Consider the following 16,296-nt stretch of genomic DNA (forward strand, 5'->3'; position numbering starts at 1 on the left):
GGGCGGGAGCGGTCGGGTGCCGCCGGTCAGGCCGGGTCGTGGGGCTGGGGCGCCTCGGCCTTGGCGCACTGGGGCAGCTTGCCGAAGACGTGCGGCTTGACCTGGTGCTGCAGCCAGGACGTCGACACCGCATCGGGGCGGATCCAGCCGCGGATGAGCGGCGGGATCTGCTCGCCCACCAGGATGCCCAGCAGGCCCACTAGCGCGATGACGGGCGGCGCGGGCGAGCGCACCTGGACCAGGGCGTAGATCACGCCGACCAGGATGCCGACGGCCAGCGAAAGCAGGTAGGGCTTCATCGTCGTGGTCGCCGCGTCAGCCTTCGTGGGCACCGAACATGGTCTTGGCGTAGGTGACGCCCAGGCCGTAGGCGCCGCCCCATTGGCGTGCGATGCCGGTGGTCAGCTCGTAGGTCTCGCCGCGGGCCCAGTCGCGTTGCAGCTCCAGCAGGTACTGCAGCGAGGTCATGGGCCGTGCGCCGGCCTGCACCATGCGCTGCATGGCGCGCTCATGGGCTTCGGGAGAGACGTCGCCGCAGGCGTCGGCGATCACGTAGACCTCGAAGCCCTGGTCCAGCGCGGACAAGGCCGGGCCGACGATGCACACGCTGGTCCACAGGCCGGCCAGCACGATGCGCGGCTTGCCGATGGCGTTCACGCGCTCGATCACGGCCGCGTCTTCCCAGGTGTTCATCGAGGTGCGGTCCAGCATGGCCTGGCCGGCGAAGGCTTCGGTGATCTCGCTGAACATGGGGCCCGAGAAGCTCTTCTCGGCCACCGTGGTCAGGATGGTCGAGACGCCGAAGCCGGCCGCCGCCCGCGACACCAGCGCCGCGTTGTTGCGCAGCACGGTCGCGTCGATGGAGTGCGTGGCAAAGGCCATCTGCGGCTGGAAATCGATCAGGATCAGCGTGTGATCCTGGGGTGCGAGCAGCAGGGCGCCGGGGGTGGGCTTGGCTTGGACGGTCATGGTCGGTTCCTCGTTTGCGGATGCAGAGACGGCTTGCGAGGGGCGGATGCTCGTCGGGCCGGTCGGTGCACGTCTTGTCGATTGGTCGGGCTTTTTGAACGTTTGGCGGGCGGGCCGTGCACGGTTGCTGGCCGCCTGTCTTTCTCGCATTCCATCGAAATACTTCACCGGTGGGCCGCCCAACCTTTCGGGGTACGGCTCACTTGTGGATTCGCTGGAATGAATGAATCATCCGCGTCGCTCGCTGCGCCGTTGGCGAGTTTTTCCATTCGTGAGCATCGAAGTTTTCGATGGTCCGCACCGCCCCAGGACGCCCATGCTCAAGCTCACCCTCGAGGCCATCGAACTGGTCGACGCCATCGACCGCCACGGCTCCTTCGCCGCAGCCGCCGTGCGGTTGAACCGCGTGCCCTCGACCATCTCCTATGCCGTGGCCAAGCTGGAGGAGCAGCTGGGCCTGCGCCTGTTCGAGCGGCAGGGTCCGCGCGTCGAACTGAGCGCGGCGGGGCGCGAGATGCTGGACGAGGGCCGCTGGCTGCTGGGTGCCGCCGCCACGCTCGAATCGCGCATGCGCCAGGTGGCCACCGGCTACGAGTCCGAGCTGCGGCTGGTGCATGACTCCCTCATCCCGACCGAGGCGCTGATGGACGACATCCGCGACTTCGAGGCGCTGCGTTGCGGCACCCGCCTGCGCCTCGGTTGTGAAGCCCTGTCCGGCAGCTGGGAGGCGCTGCGTGACGGCCGGGCCGATCTCGTCATCGCCGCGGGCGAAGGGCCGGCCGGCGGCGGCTACCAGGTGCATCCGGCGGGCACGCTGGACTTCGTCTTCTGCGTCGCGCCCCAGCATCCGCTGGCGCGGGCCAAGGGCCCGCTGCGCCGTGCCGACCTGCTGGCCCACACCGCCATCGTGGTGGGCGACACGGCGCGTTCGCTGTCGGACCGCACGGTCGGCCTCATGGCCGGGCAGCCGCGCATCACGGTGCCCTCCATGGCGGCCAAGATCGCCTGCCAGCGCAGCGGGCTGGGGCATGGCTTTCTGCCGCGCGCCTGCGTCGAGGCCGACCTGGCGCGCGGCAGTCTGGTGGCCGTGCCCATTGAGGAAGGCCGTCCGCCGGAGAGCTTCTTCCTGGCCTGGAAGACCGGGGCCGGCGGTCGTGCCCTGCAGTGGTGGCGCGAGCGCCTGCAGCGCCCGCTGGTGCCGGCCTTGCTGCCCCGCAGCGTGTGACGCATCGATATGGCATCGGTATGGCCTCCGGATCGTCAGCCGTTGCTGCGGCGGCTCTCGGGCGTCATGTCGATCACGGATGATCGGGGCCCCCTCACAGGAGCACGCATGCCCGACAAGATCCTCGTCTTCTACGGTTCCTACCGCGCCGACCGCATGGGCATCCGCCTGGCGGACTACATCGTGGCCCAGTTCAAGGCGCGCGGCGCCGAGCCCGAACTCATCGACGCCCAGGCCGTGGGCCTGCCCATGCTGGACCGCATGTACAAGGAGCATCCCAAGGGCCAGGCGCCCGCAGCCATGGAGGCATTGGCCGGCAAGATTCGCGATGCCGATGCCTTCGTCTTCGTCACCGGCGAATACAACTGGGGCGTGCAGCCGGGGCTGAAGAACCTCACCGACCACTTCCTGGAGGAATGGTTCTGGCGGCCGGCGGCCATCGCCAGCTATTCGGCCGGCCGCTTCTCGGGCGTGCGTTCGGGCACGGCCTGGCATTCGATCCTGTCGGAGATGGGCATGGTGGTCATCTCCAGCACACTGGCGGTCGGCCCCATCTCGCAGACGCTGGACGAGGCGGGCGAGCCCACGGGCGATGCCGGCAAGTCGCTGGCCAAGGCCTTTCCGCGCTGGGCGGACGACCTGGCCTGGTGGACGAATGCGGCGCGCGTGCAGCGTGCAACGCAGGCGCCGCCGTACTGATCAAACCGAGGGCGCGGGGCCGCGGCCGCGACGCAGCAGCGCTTCGAGCCCTTCGAACAGCAGCTCCGACATCACCGCCAGCGCTGCGGCCGGCAGCGCGCCGGCCATCAGAAGTGCGCGGTCGTTGAGCGCCAGGCCGGTGACGATGCGCTCGCCGAAGCCGCCGGCACCGATGAAGGCCGCGATGGTGGCCGTGCCCACGGCGATGGTGGTGGCGGTGCGCACACCGGCGATCAGCGTGGGCAGGGCCAGCGGCAGCTGCACCAGCCGCAGGTTCTGCGCCCCGGTCATGCCCAAGGCAGTGCCGGCCTGGGTGAGGCCCGCAGGCACCTCGGCCAGGCCGGTGACGGCATTGCGCATGATCGGAAGCAGCGCATAGAGCGTGAGGGCCACCAGCGCCGGCAGCGTGCCGATGGCGCCCAGCAGCGAGATCAGGATGGCCAGCAGCGCCAGCGAGGGCACGGTCTGCAGCAGCCCGGTCAGGCCCAGCACCAGCGCTCGCAGCCGCACATGGGCGAACACCGCCATCGCCAGCGGCACGCCGATCAGCACCGCGAGGCCCACCGACACGGCCACCAGCATCAGATGCTGGCGCGCGAGCCGGCCCAGGTCGGGCCCGAAGAGCTTGGCGACGAAGCCGCGCGCGGCCTGCGCGTCGGAGCCCGCGCCGCCCGCGAGGAAGTCGCGTGCGATGTCGGCGAAGGCCACGCCCTGCAGCTCGGCCCGCGCGTTCATGCGGATCATGGCGGCCTCGTCGATGCGACCCTCCAGCTGCTGCAGCGCGGCCCAGGCCTGGGGCAGGCGCTGCGGCAGGTCCAGGCGGTAGAGCAGCACCGCGTCGTAGCGCGGAAAGTAGCCGCGGTCGTCCTGCAGCACCGTCAGGCCCAGGTGTTCGATCTTGGCGTCGGTGGTGTAGATGTCGATCACGTCCACCTGGCCGGCGCCGATGGCGTCGTAAGCCAGGCCGTGGTCCAGCCCGGTGGGTCGCTGCGGCAGGCCGTAGCGCGCGGCCACGCCGCGCCAGCCGTCGGCGCGGCCGATGAATTCGTTGGTCAGACCCAGGCGCAGCTCGGAGTGCTTCGCCAGGTCGCCCAGCGTGCGGATGCCCAGGCGTTCGGCCTCGCTGGCGCGCATGGCCAGCGCGTAGCCGTCGTTGAAGCCCAGCGGCACGGCCATGCCCAGGCCCAGCGGCTGCAGCGCGGCCCGCATCTCCTCGGGCGCGAGCGGCTTCGGGCTCTTGAGGATCTCCAGCGCGATGGTGCCGGTGTATTCGGCATAGAGGTCGATGCCGCCAGAGCGCAGCGCCTCGTAGACGATGGCTGTGTTGCCCAGGCCCTGGCGCACCGTGGGCGCGCGCCGCAGATGGGGTGCGGCCGTCTGGACCAGCACTTCGGCCAGGATGTACGACTCGGTGAAGCGCTTGGAGCCGATGCGCAGCTCGCCTTCGTCGCGCTGCTGGGCCCAGGCGGTTGGCATGGCGAGCAGCAGGAAGGCCAGCCAGAGCCGAAGGCGGGGAAGATGAAGTGCGCCGGTCATTCGGCCAGTATGGCCGAGGCGCTGCGCTCAGTACGTGCTGCGGGCTGGGGCTGTGCTCGACTGCCGCCACCGCGCGGCACTCGCATCCAGCGTGCTGCGCAGCGCCACCAGGTCCAGCGCCGTCGCCACGAAGAGCGCGCCCAGGTCCAGGCATTGCCGTGCCCGTGCCTCGTCCACCATGAGGATGCCGGGCGCCTTGCCCGCCGCGCGGATACGGCGGATGGCATCGTCGATGGCCACATCCACCTCGGGGTGGCGAGGGTTGCCCGCGTGGCCCATGCTGGCCGACAGGTCGGCCGGGCCGATGAAGATGCCGTCCACGCCCTCGACCGCGGCAATGGCCTCGATCTGGTCCAGCGCCTCGCGCGTCTCCACCTGCACCAGCACGCACAGTTCCTCCTGCGCGCGGGCCACGTAGTCCGCGGTGCGGCCGAAGTTGCTGGCGCGCATGGAGCCGCCCATGCCGCGCAGGCCGGCAGGCGCATAGCGGGTGGCGGCGACCGCAGCGCGGGCCTCGTCGGCGTTCTGGACGAAGGGCAGCAGCAGGCTCTGCGCGCCCACGTCCAGGTAGCGCTTGATGAGCACCGGGTCGTTCCAGGCGGGCCGCACCACCGGGGCGCAGGGCATGCAGCCGGCGGCAGGCTGGGCGGCGGCCACTGCCTGCAGCTGCTGCAGCATCAGCGGCACATCGCTGGGCGTGTGCTCGGTGTCCAGCAGCATCCAGTCGAAGCCGGCGCCGGCCACCAACTCGCTCACGTAGGGCGAGGGCAGGGTGGACCAGACGCCGATCTGCGGCCGGCCTTCGGCCAGGGCCTTCTTGAAAGGGTTCGGGAGCAGGGCCATGGCCGTCCTCAGCTGAAGTGGCAGGCCACGCTGCCGAAGTCGCCGTAGTCGGCCACGATGGTGTCGCCCTGCGCCACATCGATGGGCCGGATGAAGGAGCCGGCCAGCACCACCTCGCCCGTGGCCAGCGTCACGCCGTGCCGGTGCAGTCGGTTGGCCAGCCAGGCAATGCCGTGGCCCGGATGGTTGAGCACACCGGCGGCCAGGCCGGTTTCTTCCACTTCGCCGTTGCGGCTGACGATGGCGCCGATGCGGCGCATGTCCACGTTGAGCTGGTCAGGCTTGAAGGGCCGTCCGCCCAGCACGATGGCGGCATTGGCCGCGTTGTCGGCGATGGTGTCGAGCACGGTGCGGGTGCGGCCGGTGGCCGGATCCACACGCTGGATGCGCGCGTCCAGGACCTCCAGCGCGGGCACGACGTAGGCGGTGGCGTCCAGCACGTCGAAGAGCGTGCAGTCGGGCCCGGCGAGCGGCTTGGCGAGGATGAAGGCCAGCTCGGCCTCGACCTTGAGCTGAAGGAAGCGCCCGGCCGGAATGGTGGCGCCGTCGCGGTAGAACATGTCGTCGAGCAGCACGCCGAAGTCGGGCTCGTCGATGCGCACGGCGCGCTGCATGGCCTTGGAGGTCAGGCCGATCTTGTGGCCCTTGATGGTGCGGCCGGCCTGCTGCTTGAGCGCCATCCAGGCGGCCTGGATGGCATAGGCATCGTCCGTGGTCATGCCCGGATGGGCCAGCGACAGCTGGCCGCAGGGCACGCGGCTGCGCTCGGCCTCGTCCAGCCGGGCGGCGGCCTCGCGGCAGGCCTCGGGGCTGAGGGTGGTGCTCATCGCGGTTCGGCCTCCACCACGTTGCGCAGCACGCCCACGCCGGTGACTTCGACCTCCACCAGGTCGCCCGGTTGCAGGAAGCGCGGCGGGTCGAAGCGGATGCCGGCGCCGATGGGCGTGCCGGTGGCGATCACGTCGCCGGGCAGCAGCGGCGCGAAGGTCGACAGGTAATGGATCAGGTAGGCGAAGTCGAACATCAGGTGCTCGGTCGTGTCCTCCTGCCGCGTCTCGCCGTTCACGCGGGTCTGCACGCGGAGCTTGCCGAAGCCGTCGGGGTATTCGTCGGCCGTGACCAGCCAGGGGCCGATGGCGCCGGAGCGGAACCAGTTCTTGCCCTGCGTGACGTTGAACTTGGCATGGTGCACCCAGTCGCGGATGGTGCCTTCGTTGATGCAGGTGAGGCCGCCGATGTGGTCCAGGGCCGACTCGCGCGGGATGCGCCGTCCGCCCTGGCCGATGACGATGCCGATCTCGCCTTCGTAGTCCAGCTGCTGCGAATCGGCCGGCTGCAGCAGCGCCTCGCCATGGCCGCAGAAGGACTCGGGCACGCGCATGAAGATGCTCGGGTAGCGCGGCAGGTCGCTGCCGTCCTTGTACTCGGCATTGCGGTGCGCATAGTTGACGCCGATGCAGAAGATGCGGCGCGGCTCGCGCACGGGCAGGTCCAGTTGCACATCGGCCAGCGCATGGTCGGCGCTGGCGCCGGTCCAGGCCTCGCGCGCCTGCGCCATGGCGGGCGCGCCGCCTGCCAGCAGTTCGCGCACGCCGGCGATGGCGGGCAGGCGGCGGCCCAGGTCGATCACGCCCTGGCCGGACGCGTCGAGCGCGCCCCAGCTTTCACGGCCCTGGTGGGTGTAGCTCAGCAGCTTCATGCGGCCACCTCCGCGTGGGCGTCGAAGCCGAAGAAGGCGGCGGGGTTGTCCACCAGGATGCGGCGCAGCGTTGCCTCGTCGGGCGCGAAGCGCGTCAGCAGGTCGAGCAGCGCGCCCTCGTTGGGCGGCTGCTTGAGCGAGATGGGGTGCGGCCAGTCGCTGCCCCACACGCATCGGTCCGGCGCCGCGTCGATCAGGCGCCGTGCCAGCGGCACCACATCGTCCCAGGGCTCGCCGGTGTGCGACAGCTTTTCGGACAGGGACAGCATCACCCAGAAGTTGCCGCGCTGGAACAGCTCCAGCAGGCAGCGCAGGCTGGCATCGGCCTCGCCGGCGGCGGGGTCGGCGCGGCCCATGTGGTCCACCAGCACCGGCACCTCCAGGTGGGCGAAGGCCTTCATCTGCTCGGCCACGCCCTTGGGCTCCGGCTGCACCTTCACGTACCAGCCCAGCTCGCGCACGCGGCCCAGGGCGCGGTCCATCTCGGCCGGGCCGAAGCTGATGCCCAGGCCGCCGCGGGTGAAGCGGGCGCCGCGCACGCCGGCGTCATGCAGCTGCTGCAGGTAGGCGTCGTCGCGTTCGATCAGCACCGCCGCGTTGGCGCAGCCCATGTAGCGTCGCGGGCCGTCGCCGTTGAGGCCGACCAGCGCATCGAGCACCACCTGATGGTCGGCACCATAGGTGGTGGCCTGCACGATCACGCCGCGCTGGATGCCCAGCGTGGCATGCAGGCGCTGCGCCACCTGCCAGGTGGCGGTGGGCATCTCGTAGGCGGCGCCGGGGCGCACGGGGTAGCGCTCGGGCGGGCCGAACACATGGAACTGGCTGTCGCAGGCCAGCGGCGGCAGCGGCCTGGCCGGCGCGCGCGGATGGGGGTCGAAGGGCAGGTAGTCGGGCATGTCGGCAGTCGGGCGGATCAGACGATGTAGGCGGTGAACACGCACTCGATGAGCTTGCCCATATCGAGCTCGGGTGCGTGGATGGCATGGCGCGCGGGGCGCGTGGCGGCGTCGGGGAACATCTCCAACCAGGGCGCGTTGAGGGCGGGCCGCTGGCTGCGGTCCTTCATCCACACCGTGACCTTGACCACGTCGGCGGTGCTGCCGCCGGCGGCTTCGACGATGCGGCGCAGGTTGTCCAGCATGTGCCGGCACTGGGCCTCGATGCCCTCGGCGATCTGGCCGGTGGCCGGGTCGGTGCCCAGCACGCTGCCACTTTCGACCAGCGGGCCGATGCGGCAGGCGGCGGGAATCGGATTCTTGTGGCCGAAGCCGCCCACGTAGATGGCGGTGCGGCCGGCGGGCGCGGCGCGCCCCAGGCTCACTGGGCCGTGATGTTGGCCTGCTTGATGATGGGGATCCATCGCTTGTCTTCCTTGTCGAGGAACTGGGTGAATTCGGCGGGTGTCATCGCGCGGGCCTGCGAGCCCAGCACGTTGAAGCGCTCCTGCACGGTCTTGTCGGCCAGGATCTTCTGCAGCGCCTGCGACAGCTTCTGCACGATGGCGTCGGGCGTGCCTTTGGGCGCCATCAGGCCGGTGAAGGTCTCGGTGCTGAAGTCCTTGAAGCCGGACTCCTGCAGCGTGGGCACATCGGGCAGCTGCGGCAGACGCTGCGGCGAGGTCACGGCCAGCGGCCGCGTGCGGCCCTGCTGGATGAATGGCTGCGCCACGGAGATCTGGTCGAAGTTGAAGTCCACCTGCCCGCCCAACAGGTCGGTGGTGGCGGGCGCATTGCCCTTGTAGTGCACGGTGACCCAATGGGCGCCGCTGTCGCGCTGCAGGTATTCGCTGACCAGATGGTTCTGCGTGCCGGCGCCGGGCGAGGCCATGGTGAGCTTGTTGCCGGGCTTCTTGCCGGCCTCGATCAGCTCGCCGATGGTCTTGTAGGGCGTCGACGGATTCACCTGCAGCACCAGCGGCGTGAATGAGACCGAACTCACCGGCACGAAGTCGCGCCGCCAGTCGTAGGCGTCGCGCTTGAAGATGGTGGGCGAGAACAGCAGCGGCCCGTTGGCCGTCATGAAGAAGGTGTAACCATCGGGCGCCGCCTTGGCGACGAACTCGCCGGCGATCAGCCCGCCCGCCCCGGGCTTGTTGTCCACCAGGAAGGGCTGCTTGAACTGGGCCTGCAGCTGGTCGCTGATGATGCGCGCGGCGCCGTCCACGTTGCCGCCGGGCGGGTAGGGCAGCACCAGGCGCACGGGCTTGTCGGGCCAGTTGCCCGCGCCTTGCGCCTGGGCCGCCACGGGGGCGAGGGAAAGAAGGGCGCCGGCGGCAATGGCCGCGGCCAGGCTCAGGGCCTTGGATCGATGCATGGGCTTGTCTCCATAGGGCTGCTCGGGCAGCGTTCGCAATGGCCCCACTGTAGGAAGCGAAGGCACGAGGCCGCAATGCGAACATCGCAGATAAGTCCATGATGTGGACTTTCCGGCCTCGCCGGCTGTGGGGCCCGCGTCCACAATGCGGGCCATGCAGATCGATCCCCACACCCTCACGCCCGAAGCCACCTACCGCCTGCTCAGCGGCCTGGTGGTGCCACGGCCCATCGCGTGGATCAGCACGCTCTCGCCCACCGGCGTGGTCAACCTTGCGCCCTTCTCCTGCTTCACCTTCGTATCGAACAAGCCGCCGCTGCTGGGCGTGAACGTCGGGCGCAAGGCCGGCCGGCGCAAGGACACGGCGGCCCACATCCACAGCCGCGGCGAGTACGTGGTGCACATCGGCGACGCCTCGCAGCTCAACGCCATCCATGAGAGCAGCGAGGAGCATCCCGAGGACGTGAGCGAGGCCGAGCTTCTGGGCCTGGCCACGCTGCCCGGCGAGACGGTGGCGGTGCCGCGGCTGCGCGATGCACCGGTGGCCATGGAATGCCGGCTGTCGCAGGTCATCCCCTTCGGCGAGACGGGCGCGGAGTTCATCGTCGGCGAGGTCACGCGCTTTCACCTGCGCGACGGCCTGATGAACGACGGCAAGGTCGAGACGATGGCCCTCGATCCCGTCTGTCGCATCGGCGGGCCCAATTACGCCACGCTGGGCCGCATCGTCACGCTGCGACGCATGCAGCAGACCGAGAAGTCGGTCGTCTGATCCATCCGCGCCACGCATGCCCGGCAGCGAAGCCGCCACCGCACCGACCACCGGCGCGCAGTCCGTGCGCCGTGCCCTGGCCGTGCTGCGCATCGTGGCGGCCGGGCAGGAGCACGGCGTGCGCCTGCTCGACGTGGCCCAGGCCACCGGCCTGAACCGCGCCACGGTGCACCGTCTGCTGCAGGTGCTGGTGGAAGAGGGCGCCGTGGAGCAGGACGCCGCCACGCGCCGCTACCTGATCGGCGGCGAGGTCTCGCTGATGGGCCTGGCGCGCTCGGCGGGCTTTCCCTTGCGCGCGGTGGCCGCGCCGCATCTGCAGGCCCTGGCCGAGGCCGAGGGCGAGACCTGCTTCCTCACCATCCGCAACGGCGACGACTCGGTCTGCCTGGCGCGGCATCCGGGCAGCTATGTGGTGAAGGTGCTGTCCATCGAGGTGGGCGCGCGCCGGCCGCTGGGCGTGGGTGTGAGCGGGTTGGTGCTGCTGGGCGGCCTGTCCGACGACGAGCGCGCCGACACCATCGCCCGCAATGCGCGGCGGCTGCGCGCCCTGCGCATCGAGCCCGAGGAACTGCGCCAGCGCCTGCGGCTGCTGCAGCGGCGCGGCCATGCCTATGCGCCGGTGGGCGTGGTGCCGGGAACGCGGGCGCTGGCGGTGCCGGTGCGGCATCCGGATGGGCAGATCCTCGCCGGCCTGGCCATCACGGCGATCCGCGAACGGTTGCCGGACGAGCGGGTGCCGAAGCTGGTGCAGGCCATGGAGCGGCACGCCCGGCTCATCGGCCAGCAATGGGCGCAGCGGGAGCAGGCGCGTCGGCGCTGAGCGCGGCCCGGGTGTTCGAAGCCTTCGCACGCCCCGCACGAAATTCGGCGCTTCCCGGCATCGGGCCGGCTGCCTAGCATCCGCACCCGCGGGCGCACGGGGCGACAAGCCTCCGACCGCTCGACCACGACACCCTCCTTCGAAAGACCCTTGCCGATGTCCTCTTCCACCTTCTCCTGGCTGCGCATGGCCGGCCTGGCCCTTGCGGCCGTGCTGGCCGCTGGCTGCGCCTCCACCCAGAGCGCCGCGCCGACGGCGGCTTCGACGACCGCGGCGCCGGCGCCCACCGCCGCCGCACCCGTGCGCGTCAAGGTCTTCGTGGCCGCCATGTTCGAGATCGGCCAGAACACGGGCGACCGCGCCGGCGAGTTCCAGCACTGGTACGAGCGCTACTGGCGCAGCAGCGCGCCCATCGCGGTGAAGGGCGCGCTGAGCCCCGTGTATTGCAATGCCGACGGTGTCTGCGGCGCCGTGCTGGGCATGGGCAAGGTCAACTCGTCCTCGTCGATGCAGGCCATCCTGCTCGACCCGCGCTTCGACTTCTCCGAGTCTTACTACATCCTGTCGGGCGTGGCCGGTACACCGCCCTCGCGCGGCACCATCGGCATGGTGAGCTGGGCCACCTGGCTCGTCGACTACGACCTGGGCCACCGCTGGGCACCCGAAGAGAACACGGCCGGCGCGCCCACCTTCATGCCGCGCAAGGGCTACGAGAACTACCGCCGTTTCCAGCTCAACCCGGCCCTGGTCGGCTGGGCCGTGAAGCTGTCGGCCGACACGCCGCTGGCCGACGACGACAAGGCCCGCGCCTACCGCCTGCGCTACCCGGACGCCGCGGCCCGCCGTGCACCCTTCGTGGGCACCGGCACGCACATGACCGGCGACACCTTCTTCCACGGCCCCGGCCTGTCGAAGCAGGCGCAGTACATCGCCAAGCTCTACGGCGCCGACGACTACGTCATCACCGAGATGGAGGCGGCGGCGATCACGCTGGTCATCAACCGCACCCACGGCACCAGCCGCGTGATGAGCCTGCGCGGCGCCGTCAACTTCGACCAGGGCAACCCGCGCGAGACCACGCTGGCCCACCTGGACCCGGCCCCGGGCGAGACGGCCGGCGGCTTTGCCGAGACGGTGCTGAACATCGAGCGTGTGGGCTCGCGCGTGGTGGACCACATCGTCGTCAACTGGCCACAGTGGCGCGCCGGCGTGCCGCCGATGGCGCCCTGAGCCTGGCTTGTCCTGAGCTTGTCGAAAGGGTCGAGGGGCTTGTGGCCCGGCTTCGACAGGCTCAGCCCGAACGGTCTTGGGTTGACTGAACGGCCTTGCCCCGGGCCCCTTGCGTTTTGGGGCGGAGCGGACCGGCATCGCAAGACTTGCGTCGCCGCTACAGTGCCGGCATGCATGCCAGCGTCCTCAAGTACTTCGTCGAAGTGGCCCGCTGCGGTTCGGTGCGCAAGGCCTCCGAGCGGCTCTTCGTCGCGGCCAGTGCGGTCAACCGCCAGATCCTCAAGCTCGAAGAGGAGCTGGGCTGCGAACTCTTCGACCGCCTGCCCGCCGGCCTGCGCCTGAACCCGGCGGGCGAGCGCCTGCTGCGCCATGCGCAGGAGACCCTGCAGCAGTACCAGCTGGTGCGCACCGAGATCGATGCCCTGCGCGGCGAGCGCAGCGGCGAGGTCAAGGTGGCCGCCATGGATTCCTTCTTCGAGGAGCTGTTGCCCGCCACGCTGGAGGAATTTCTCCAGGTCTTTCCCGCCGCCACCTACAGTCTGGCCGCCGTGCAGCCCATGGCCGTGCCGCCGATGGTGCTCGCGGGCGAGGCCGACCTGGGCCTGTGCTTCCTGCATCGCCTGCCAGCCGGCGTGGACGTGGTGGCCCGCGCCCGGCTACCGCTGGGCGTGGTGATGCCGCCCGGCCATCCCATGGCCGCGCTGGACGAGGTGCCGCTGGACGAATGCGCGCGCTATCCCTTCCTGCGCTCGGGCACGCAGCCGGTCATCGACGCGGCGCTGTCACCCGCCTTCGCCGCCTTCTGGGAGGCGATGACGCCGGCCGCCACCTGCAATTCCACGCCGCTGCTCAAGCGGCTGATCCGCGCGGGGCGCGGCGTCTCGTGCTTCTCCAAGATCGCCTTCATGCCGGAGCTGGCGCGCGGCGAGCTGGTGTGGCGGCCCTTTGCGCTGCCGGCCGTCAACGCCTTGCAGGTGGGGGTGCTGCTGCCCTCGCAGCGCAGCGTGCCGGGCGTGTGCCGCGACTTCGCCGAGCGCATGGCGCGGCGGCTGGCGCAGCTGGAGCGGGCGGCGAGCGCGCTGTAGCCGGGTCCCATTCCGGCCCTGCCGTGCCCGTGGGCCGGCGCGCGGTCTTCCTCCCTCTCCCCTCGCGGGAGAGGGCCGGGGAGAGGAGGGCGTTCAAGCGCCGCCGCAAGTCGCGGGCCGCTTTCCTACGGTCATTGCCGCCCCTCGCCGATGCCCGATGCCGACGGCAACGCGCTCCCGAAGCGGCCTTCCGCCGTCAGCATGGGGCGTTCCACTTCCTGCCCAACGATGCCCAACAAGACCGCCGACCGCGACGCCGCCCCGTCCCCTCGCCGCCGCCCGCATCACCCGCCCAGTGTGGTCGGCGCCCACCACGGCATGCTGGAGCTGGCCTCGGTGACCATCGCTGGCTACAACCTGGAGGTCAAGGACGACGAGGGCTTCATCGGCGACCGGGCCAGCCAGGGTGCCTTCCGCGACCTGCTCGACGACTGGCGCCGTCGCTGCCGCGAGCGCGGCGAGGCCGACCCTTTCGGCAGGCTGCCCTCGCGTAAGCTCAGCAAGAAGCGCATCGACAAGGCGCTCGCGGATTCGCCAAACGTGGGAACCGACCTGGTCAATGGCGCCATCGAAGAGTTCGCCTTCGAGCTGACCCACATCATCCAGCGCTTCATGCGGCAGCAGTCGTGGAAGGGCGTGCAGCGCATCGTGGTGGGTGGCGGGTTTCCCGAAAGCGATGCCGGCGAGCGCGCCATCCTGGAGGCCGCGGCCCTGTGCCATGTGCAGGAGTTGCCCGTCCAGCTCGCCCGCCTGCGCCACGAGGTGGACGACGGCGGCCTGATCGGCTGGGTGCACCTGGCCCCGGCGCACTTCGTGGAGCACGACGATGCGCTGCTCGCACTGGACATCGGCGGCACCAACGTGCGCTGCGGCGTGGTGCGCTTCCGCCGCGACAAGGCCGAGGACCTGTCGCGCGCCGACGTGGTGTGGCGCGAGAAGTGGCGCCATGCGGATGACAAGCCCAGCCGCGCCGCCCTCGTCGAGCGGCTGGCCCAAATGCTGGAAGAGGCCATCGAGTTCGCGCACCGCAAGAAGATCAGGCTGGCACCCTTCATCGGCATCGCCTGTCCGGGGCTGATCCGTGAGGACGGCACCATCGCCCGCGGCGCGCAGAACCTGCCCGGCGACTGGGCGGCCGACACCTTCCACCTGCCCACCAAGCTGCGCGAGCGGCTGCCGCTGATCCGCCACCAGCCCACGCAGGTGCTGATGCACAACGACGCGGTGGTGCAGGGCCTGTCGGAACTGCCCTTCATGCGCGACGTCAAGCGCTGGGCCGTGCTGACCATCGGCACGGGACTGGGCAATGCGAGCTATGTGAACGCGCGGGTGATGAAGGCGGGGGCGAAGAAGGGATGACGGGGGGCGGGGCGGGGCTTCGACAGGCTCAGCCCGAACGATGGAGCGTCTCAGCCCGAACGGTGGATAGGCTCAGGCCGAACGCTTGAGGGGGCGCGTTTTTGCTCATCCCCATCCGTTCGCACTGAGCTTGTCGAAGTGCCACCCCGGGCGTGCCAAGTGCGCTCCCTCCGCCGCAGTCAGAGTTGAAACGCAATGGTCAGCAGCAGACCTTCGGCCACGTCGCGTGCGAGGCCTGGCCTGCGCGGCCGATAGGGCTGTCCGGCCGCGGCCAGCGCCTCCACCCATTCCGACAGCCACGCCACATCCTGCGGGTCATAGAACACCGTCGCCGCCTCGTGGTTGAGCAGCAGGCTGCGCAGATCGAGGTTGATCGAGCCGCACAGGGCCAGGTCGTCGTCCACCACCACCGCCTTGGCATGGGCCATGAAGGGAAGCATGCGGAACTGCACGCCGGCCCGCGCCAGGTCGCGCATGGCGCGGCTGCGCACGAAGTCGGCCATGCGATGGTTGGACTGCTGCGGGATGGCCAGCGTCACCTGCACGCCACGCCGCGCTGCCAGCCGCAGGGCATCGCGCAGCCCGTCGCCCGGTACGAAGTAGGGTGACACCGCCAGGATGCGGTGCTCCGCCCGGAAGCAGGCGCCGATCAGCAGCGACTGGGCCGTGTCCTCGGTCTGGTCGGGCCCGCTGGGCAGGAACTGCACCAGGCGGCCATCGGTCATGTCCTCGATGGGCGGCACGGTGCGCGGGACTTCGTCGTCGACCGAGGCCCAGTCCTGGGCGAACTGCCGGGCGGCCGCCGCCGCCGCATCGCCCCGCACGTCGAAGGAGAGGTCGACCCAGGGCCGCTCGCCATCGCCCTTGCCGGTGAAGTACTCGCCCGCCAGGTTGCGTCCGCCGCTCCACAGCCAGCGGTCGTCGGCGATGGTGAGCTTGCGGTGGTTGCGCAGGTTGCGCGGGCCGCCCGCCCGCAGGCGCAGCAGCGGGCGGAACACGCGCACTTCACCGCCCGCGGCACGAAGCGCGTCGAAGTAGCGACGCGGCAGCTGCAGTGCGCCGAAGCCATCCAGCAGTACACGAACCTGCACGCCGGCCCGCGCTCGGGCGGTGAGCCGCTCGACCACGGCCTGCCCCAGCGGGTCGCTGCCGATGATGAAGGTGCACACGTCCAGCCGCCGCTCGGCGGCATCGATCACGGTCCACAGCGCCTCACGCGCGGCCTCGCCGTCACCGTGGAAGCGCAGGGCGCAGCGGCTGGGCGGCGCCAGGCCGAAGCTGTCGAGCAGTTCGGCGGCCCAGTGACCGGGCAGGGCGGCCCGGGCCGGCCGCGGCGGCACCGTGGGCCGCAGCTTGCGCTGGCCGAACATCAGGTAGCCCGGCAGTGCCAGGTAGGGCATGAGCAGCATGCCGAGCACCCAGGCGATGGCGGCGGTAGGCGCCCGTTGCTCCCGTCGGCCCCGGGTGGTCAGCACATAGACGAGCAAGGCCAGCGCGACGGCCAGGAAGTGCTCGGAGATGCTGGGCAGCCAGGGCGCGAAGGAGTGGAGCATGGGCCGAGCTTCGCATACCCGGACATCTCAGCCGCAAAGGTCCGGGCAAACGGCGCCTGCGCTGGCGCCGAGGCAAAAGGCCGCGGAGCAGGCCATGCCAGGGCACCCGCGGAACCGGCTTTGCCGGGCCGCTGGGTGCGCCCCCTGGAAGGGGGGATGCGTGCTCACGCAGTGAGCACGAAAGGGGGTG

At 70.7% G+C, this 16,296-nt stretch carries 17 protein-coding genes; 7 read left to right on the top strand and 10 right to left on the bottom strand.

Features of this window, described 5'->3' with window-relative positions:
* Positions 1–26 precede the first annotated feature (26 nt).
* Both DFR41_RS08205 and DFR41_RS08210 read right to left on the bottom strand, forming a co-directional pair.
* A complete protein-coding gene (locus tag DFR41_RS08205) occupies positions 27–299 on the bottom strand; it encodes a XapX domain-containing protein (RefSeq protein ID WP_017762069.1) in 273 nt (90 codons plus the stop codon).
* Between the two features lie 16 nt (positions 300–315).
* Positions 316–969: a hydrolase gene (locus DFR41_RS08210; protein WP_114802383.1), complete on the bottom strand. Its 654-nt coding sequence runs from the start codon at positions 967–969 to the stop codon at positions 316–318.
* A 316-nt stretch (positions 970–1,285) separates the two neighbouring features.
* On the opposite strand from DFR41_RS08210, the gene DFR41_RS08215 reads away from it, so the two are divergent.
* Together DFR41_RS08215 and DFR41_RS08220 are read left to right on the top strand one after the other, a co-directional pair.
* A complete protein-coding gene (locus tag DFR41_RS08215) occupies positions 1,286–2,194 on the top strand; it encodes a LysR family transcriptional regulator (protein ID WP_114802384.1) in 909 nt (302 codons plus the stop codon).
* Between the two features lie 108 nt (positions 2,195–2,302).
* The gene (locus tag DFR41_RS08220) at positions 2,303–2,893 is read left to right on the top strand and encodes an NADPH-dependent FMN reductase (RefSeq protein ID WP_114802385.1); all 591 of its coding nucleotides are present in this window, start codon (positions 2,303–2,305) and stop codon (positions 2,891–2,893) included.
* Here DFR41_RS08220 and DFR41_RS08225 read toward each other — a convergent pair whose 3' ends face one another.
* Genes DFR41_RS08225 through DFR41_RS08255 form a run of 7 tightly spaced genes read right to left on the bottom strand, consistent with a single transcriptional unit; the run spans position 2,894 to position 9,287 of the window.
* Positions 2,894–4,429 carry an ABC transporter permease/substrate-binding protein gene (locus tag DFR41_RS08225; protein ID WP_114802386.1) on the bottom strand — a complete coding sequence of 512 codons (1,536 nt, stop codon included), beginning with the start codon at positions 4,427–4,429 and terminating at the stop codon, positions 2,894–2,896. It lies immediately after the preceding gene.
* A 27-nt stretch (positions 4,430–4,456) separates the two neighbouring features.
* Positions 4,457–5,272: an aldolase/citrate lyase family protein gene (locus DFR41_RS08230; protein WP_114802387.1), complete on the bottom strand. Its 816-nt coding sequence runs from the start codon at positions 5,270–5,272 to the stop codon at positions 4,457–4,459.
* 8 nt (positions 5,273–5,280) lie between these two features.
* Positions 5,281–6,099, bottom strand: a complete 819-nt coding sequence (gene hpaH, locus DFR41_RS08235) for a 2-oxo-hept-4-ene-1,7-dioate hydratase (protein ID WP_114802388.1) — start codon at positions 6,097–6,099, stop codon at positions 5,281–5,283.
* Positions 6,096–6,971 carry a fumarylacetoacetate hydrolase family protein gene (locus DFR41_RS08240; RefSeq protein WP_114802389.1) on the bottom strand — a complete coding sequence of 292 codons (876 nt, stop codon included), beginning with the start codon at positions 6,969–6,971 and terminating at the stop codon, positions 6,096–6,098. Before DFR41_RS08240 ends, hpaH begins: the two co-directional genes overlap by 4 nt.
* The gene (locus DFR41_RS08245) at positions 6,968–7,870 is read right to left on the bottom strand and encodes an amidohydrolase family protein (protein ID WP_114802390.1); all 903 of its coding nucleotides are present in this window, start codon (positions 7,868–7,870) and stop codon (positions 6,968–6,970) included. Before DFR41_RS08245 ends, DFR41_RS08240 begins: the two co-directional genes overlap by 4 nt.
* Positions 7,871–7,887: 17 nt before the next feature.
* Entirely contained in the window at positions 7,888–8,334 is a 447-nt protein-coding gene (locus DFR41_RS08250) for a RidA family protein (RefSeq protein WP_114802391.1), read from the bottom strand.
* Complete coding sequence (locus DFR41_RS08255; protein ID WP_114802392.1) at positions 8,292–9,287, bottom strand: Bug family tripartite tricarboxylate transporter substrate binding protein; 996 nt, start codon at positions 9,285–9,287, stop codon at positions 8,292–8,294. Before DFR41_RS08255 ends, DFR41_RS08250 begins: the two co-directional genes overlap by 43 nt.
* A gap of 154 nt (positions 9,288–9,441) precedes the next feature.
* Here DFR41_RS08255 and DFR41_RS08260 point away from each other — a divergent pair, with 154 nt between their 5' ends.
* The 5 genes from DFR41_RS08260 to DFR41_RS08280 all read left to right on the top strand — a co-directional run bounded on the left by DFR41_RS08260 (position 9,442) and on the right by DFR41_RS08280 (position 14,553).
* Complete coding sequence (locus tag DFR41_RS08260) at positions 9,442–10,059, top strand: flavin reductase family protein (protein ID WP_114802393.1); 618 nt, start codon at positions 9,442–9,444, stop codon at positions 10,057–10,059.
* A 16-nt stretch (positions 10,060–10,075) separates the two neighbouring features.
* Positions 10,076–10,879 (top strand): IclR family transcriptional regulator, encoded by an 804-nt coding sequence (locus DFR41_RS08265; protein WP_114802394.1) that lies wholly within the window; start codon positions 10,076–10,078, stop codon positions 10,877–10,879.
* Positions 10,880–11,035: 156 nt separating this feature from the next.
* Positions 11,036–12,109: a purine-nucleoside phosphorylase gene (locus DFR41_RS08270; RefSeq protein WP_114802395.1), complete on the top strand. Its 1,074-nt coding sequence runs from the start codon at positions 11,036–11,038 to the stop codon at positions 12,107–12,109.
* A 170-nt stretch (positions 12,110–12,279) separates the two neighbouring features.
* Complete coding sequence (locus tag DFR41_RS08275) at positions 12,280–13,194, top strand: LysR family transcriptional regulator (RefSeq protein WP_114802396.1); 915 nt, start codon at positions 12,280–12,282, stop codon at positions 13,192–13,194.
* A 228-nt stretch (positions 13,195–13,422) separates the two neighbouring features.
* Positions 13,423–14,553, top strand: a complete 1,131-nt coding sequence (locus tag DFR41_RS08280; protein WP_114802397.1) for an ROK family protein — start codon at positions 13,423–13,425, stop codon at positions 14,551–14,553.
* A gap of 179 nt (positions 14,554–14,732) precedes the next feature.
* On the opposite strand, the gene DFR41_RS08285 is transcribed toward DFR41_RS08280, so the two are convergent.
* Positions 14,733–16,106, bottom strand: a complete 1,374-nt coding sequence (locus DFR41_RS08285) for a phospholipase D-like domain-containing protein (protein ID WP_114802398.1) — start codon at positions 16,104–16,106, stop codon at positions 14,733–14,735.
* Positions 16,107–16,296 lie beyond the last annotated feature (190 nt).

Origin of the sequence: Pseudacidovorax intermedius, from assembly GCF_003350475.1 — a bacterium.
GTDB classification, from domain to species: domain Bacteria; phylum Pseudomonadota; class Gammaproteobacteria; order Burkholderiales; family Burkholderiaceae_C; genus Xenophilus; species Xenophilus intermedius.

What these genes read in the sequence shown, in the direction of transcription:
- DFR41_RS08205 (WP_017762069.1), bottom strand. Translation starts at nt 299, where the DNA reads ATGAAGCCCTACCTGCTTTCGCTGGCCGTCGGCATCCTGGTCGGCGTG.
- DFR41_RS08210 (WP_114802383.1), bottom strand. Translation starts at nt 969, where the DNA reads ATGACCGTCCAAGCCAAGCCCACCCCCGGCGCCCTGCTGCTCGCACCC.
- DFR41_RS08215 (WP_114802384.1), top strand. Translation starts at nt 1,286, where the DNA reads ATGCTCAAGCTCACCCTCGAGGCCATCGAACTGGTCGACGCCATCGAC.
- DFR41_RS08220 (WP_114802385.1), top strand. Translation starts at nt 2,303, where the DNA reads ATGCCCGACAAGATCCTCGTCTTCTACGGTTCCTACCGCGCCGACCGC.
- DFR41_RS08225 (WP_114802386.1), bottom strand. Translation starts at nt 4,429, where the DNA reads ATGACCGGCGCACTTCATCTTCCCCGCCTTCGGCTCTGGCTGGCCTTC.
- DFR41_RS08230 (WP_114802387.1), bottom strand. Translation starts at nt 5,272, where the DNA reads ATGGCCCTGCTCCCGAACCCTTTCAAGAAGGCCCTGGCCGAAGGCCGG.
- hpaH (WP_114802388.1), bottom strand. Translation starts at nt 6,099, where the DNA reads ATGAGCACCACCCTCAGCCCCGAGGCCTGCCGCGAGGCCGCCGCCCGG.
- DFR41_RS08240 (WP_114802389.1), bottom strand. Translation starts at nt 6,971, where the DNA reads ATGAAGCTGCTGAGCTACACCCACCAGGGCCGTGAAAGCTGGGGCGCG.
- DFR41_RS08245 (WP_114802390.1), bottom strand. Translation starts at nt 7,870, where the DNA reads ATGCCCGACTACCTGCCCTTCGACCCCCATCCGCGCGCGCCGGCCAGG.
- DFR41_RS08250 (WP_114802391.1), bottom strand. Translation starts at nt 8,334, where the DNA reads ATGGATCCCCATCATCAAGCAGGCCAACATCACGGCCCAGTGAGCCTG.
- DFR41_RS08255 (WP_114802392.1), bottom strand. Translation starts at nt 9,287, where the DNA reads ATGCATCGATCCAAGGCCCTGAGCCTGGCCGCGGCCATTGCCGCCGGC.
- DFR41_RS08260 (WP_114802393.1), top strand. Translation starts at nt 9,442, where the DNA reads ATGCAGATCGATCCCCACACCCTCACGCCCGAAGCCACCTACCGCCTG.
- DFR41_RS08265 (WP_114802394.1), top strand. Translation starts at nt 10,076, where the DNA reads ATGCCCGGCAGCGAAGCCGCCACCGCACCGACCACCGGCGCGCAGTCC.
- DFR41_RS08270 (WP_114802395.1), top strand. Translation starts at nt 11,036, where the DNA reads ATGTCCTCTTCCACCTTCTCCTGGCTGCGCATGGCCGGCCTGGCCCTT.
- DFR41_RS08275 (WP_114802396.1), top strand. Translation starts at nt 12,280, where the DNA reads ATGCATGCCAGCGTCCTCAAGTACTTCGTCGAAGTGGCCCGCTGCGGT.
- DFR41_RS08280 (WP_114802397.1), top strand. Translation starts at nt 13,423, where the DNA reads ATGCCCAACAAGACCGCCGACCGCGACGCCGCCCCGTCCCCTCGCCGC.
- DFR41_RS08285 (WP_114802398.1), bottom strand. Translation starts at nt 16,106, where the DNA reads ATGCTCCACTCCTTCGCGCCCTGGCTGCCCAGCATCTCCGAGCACTTC.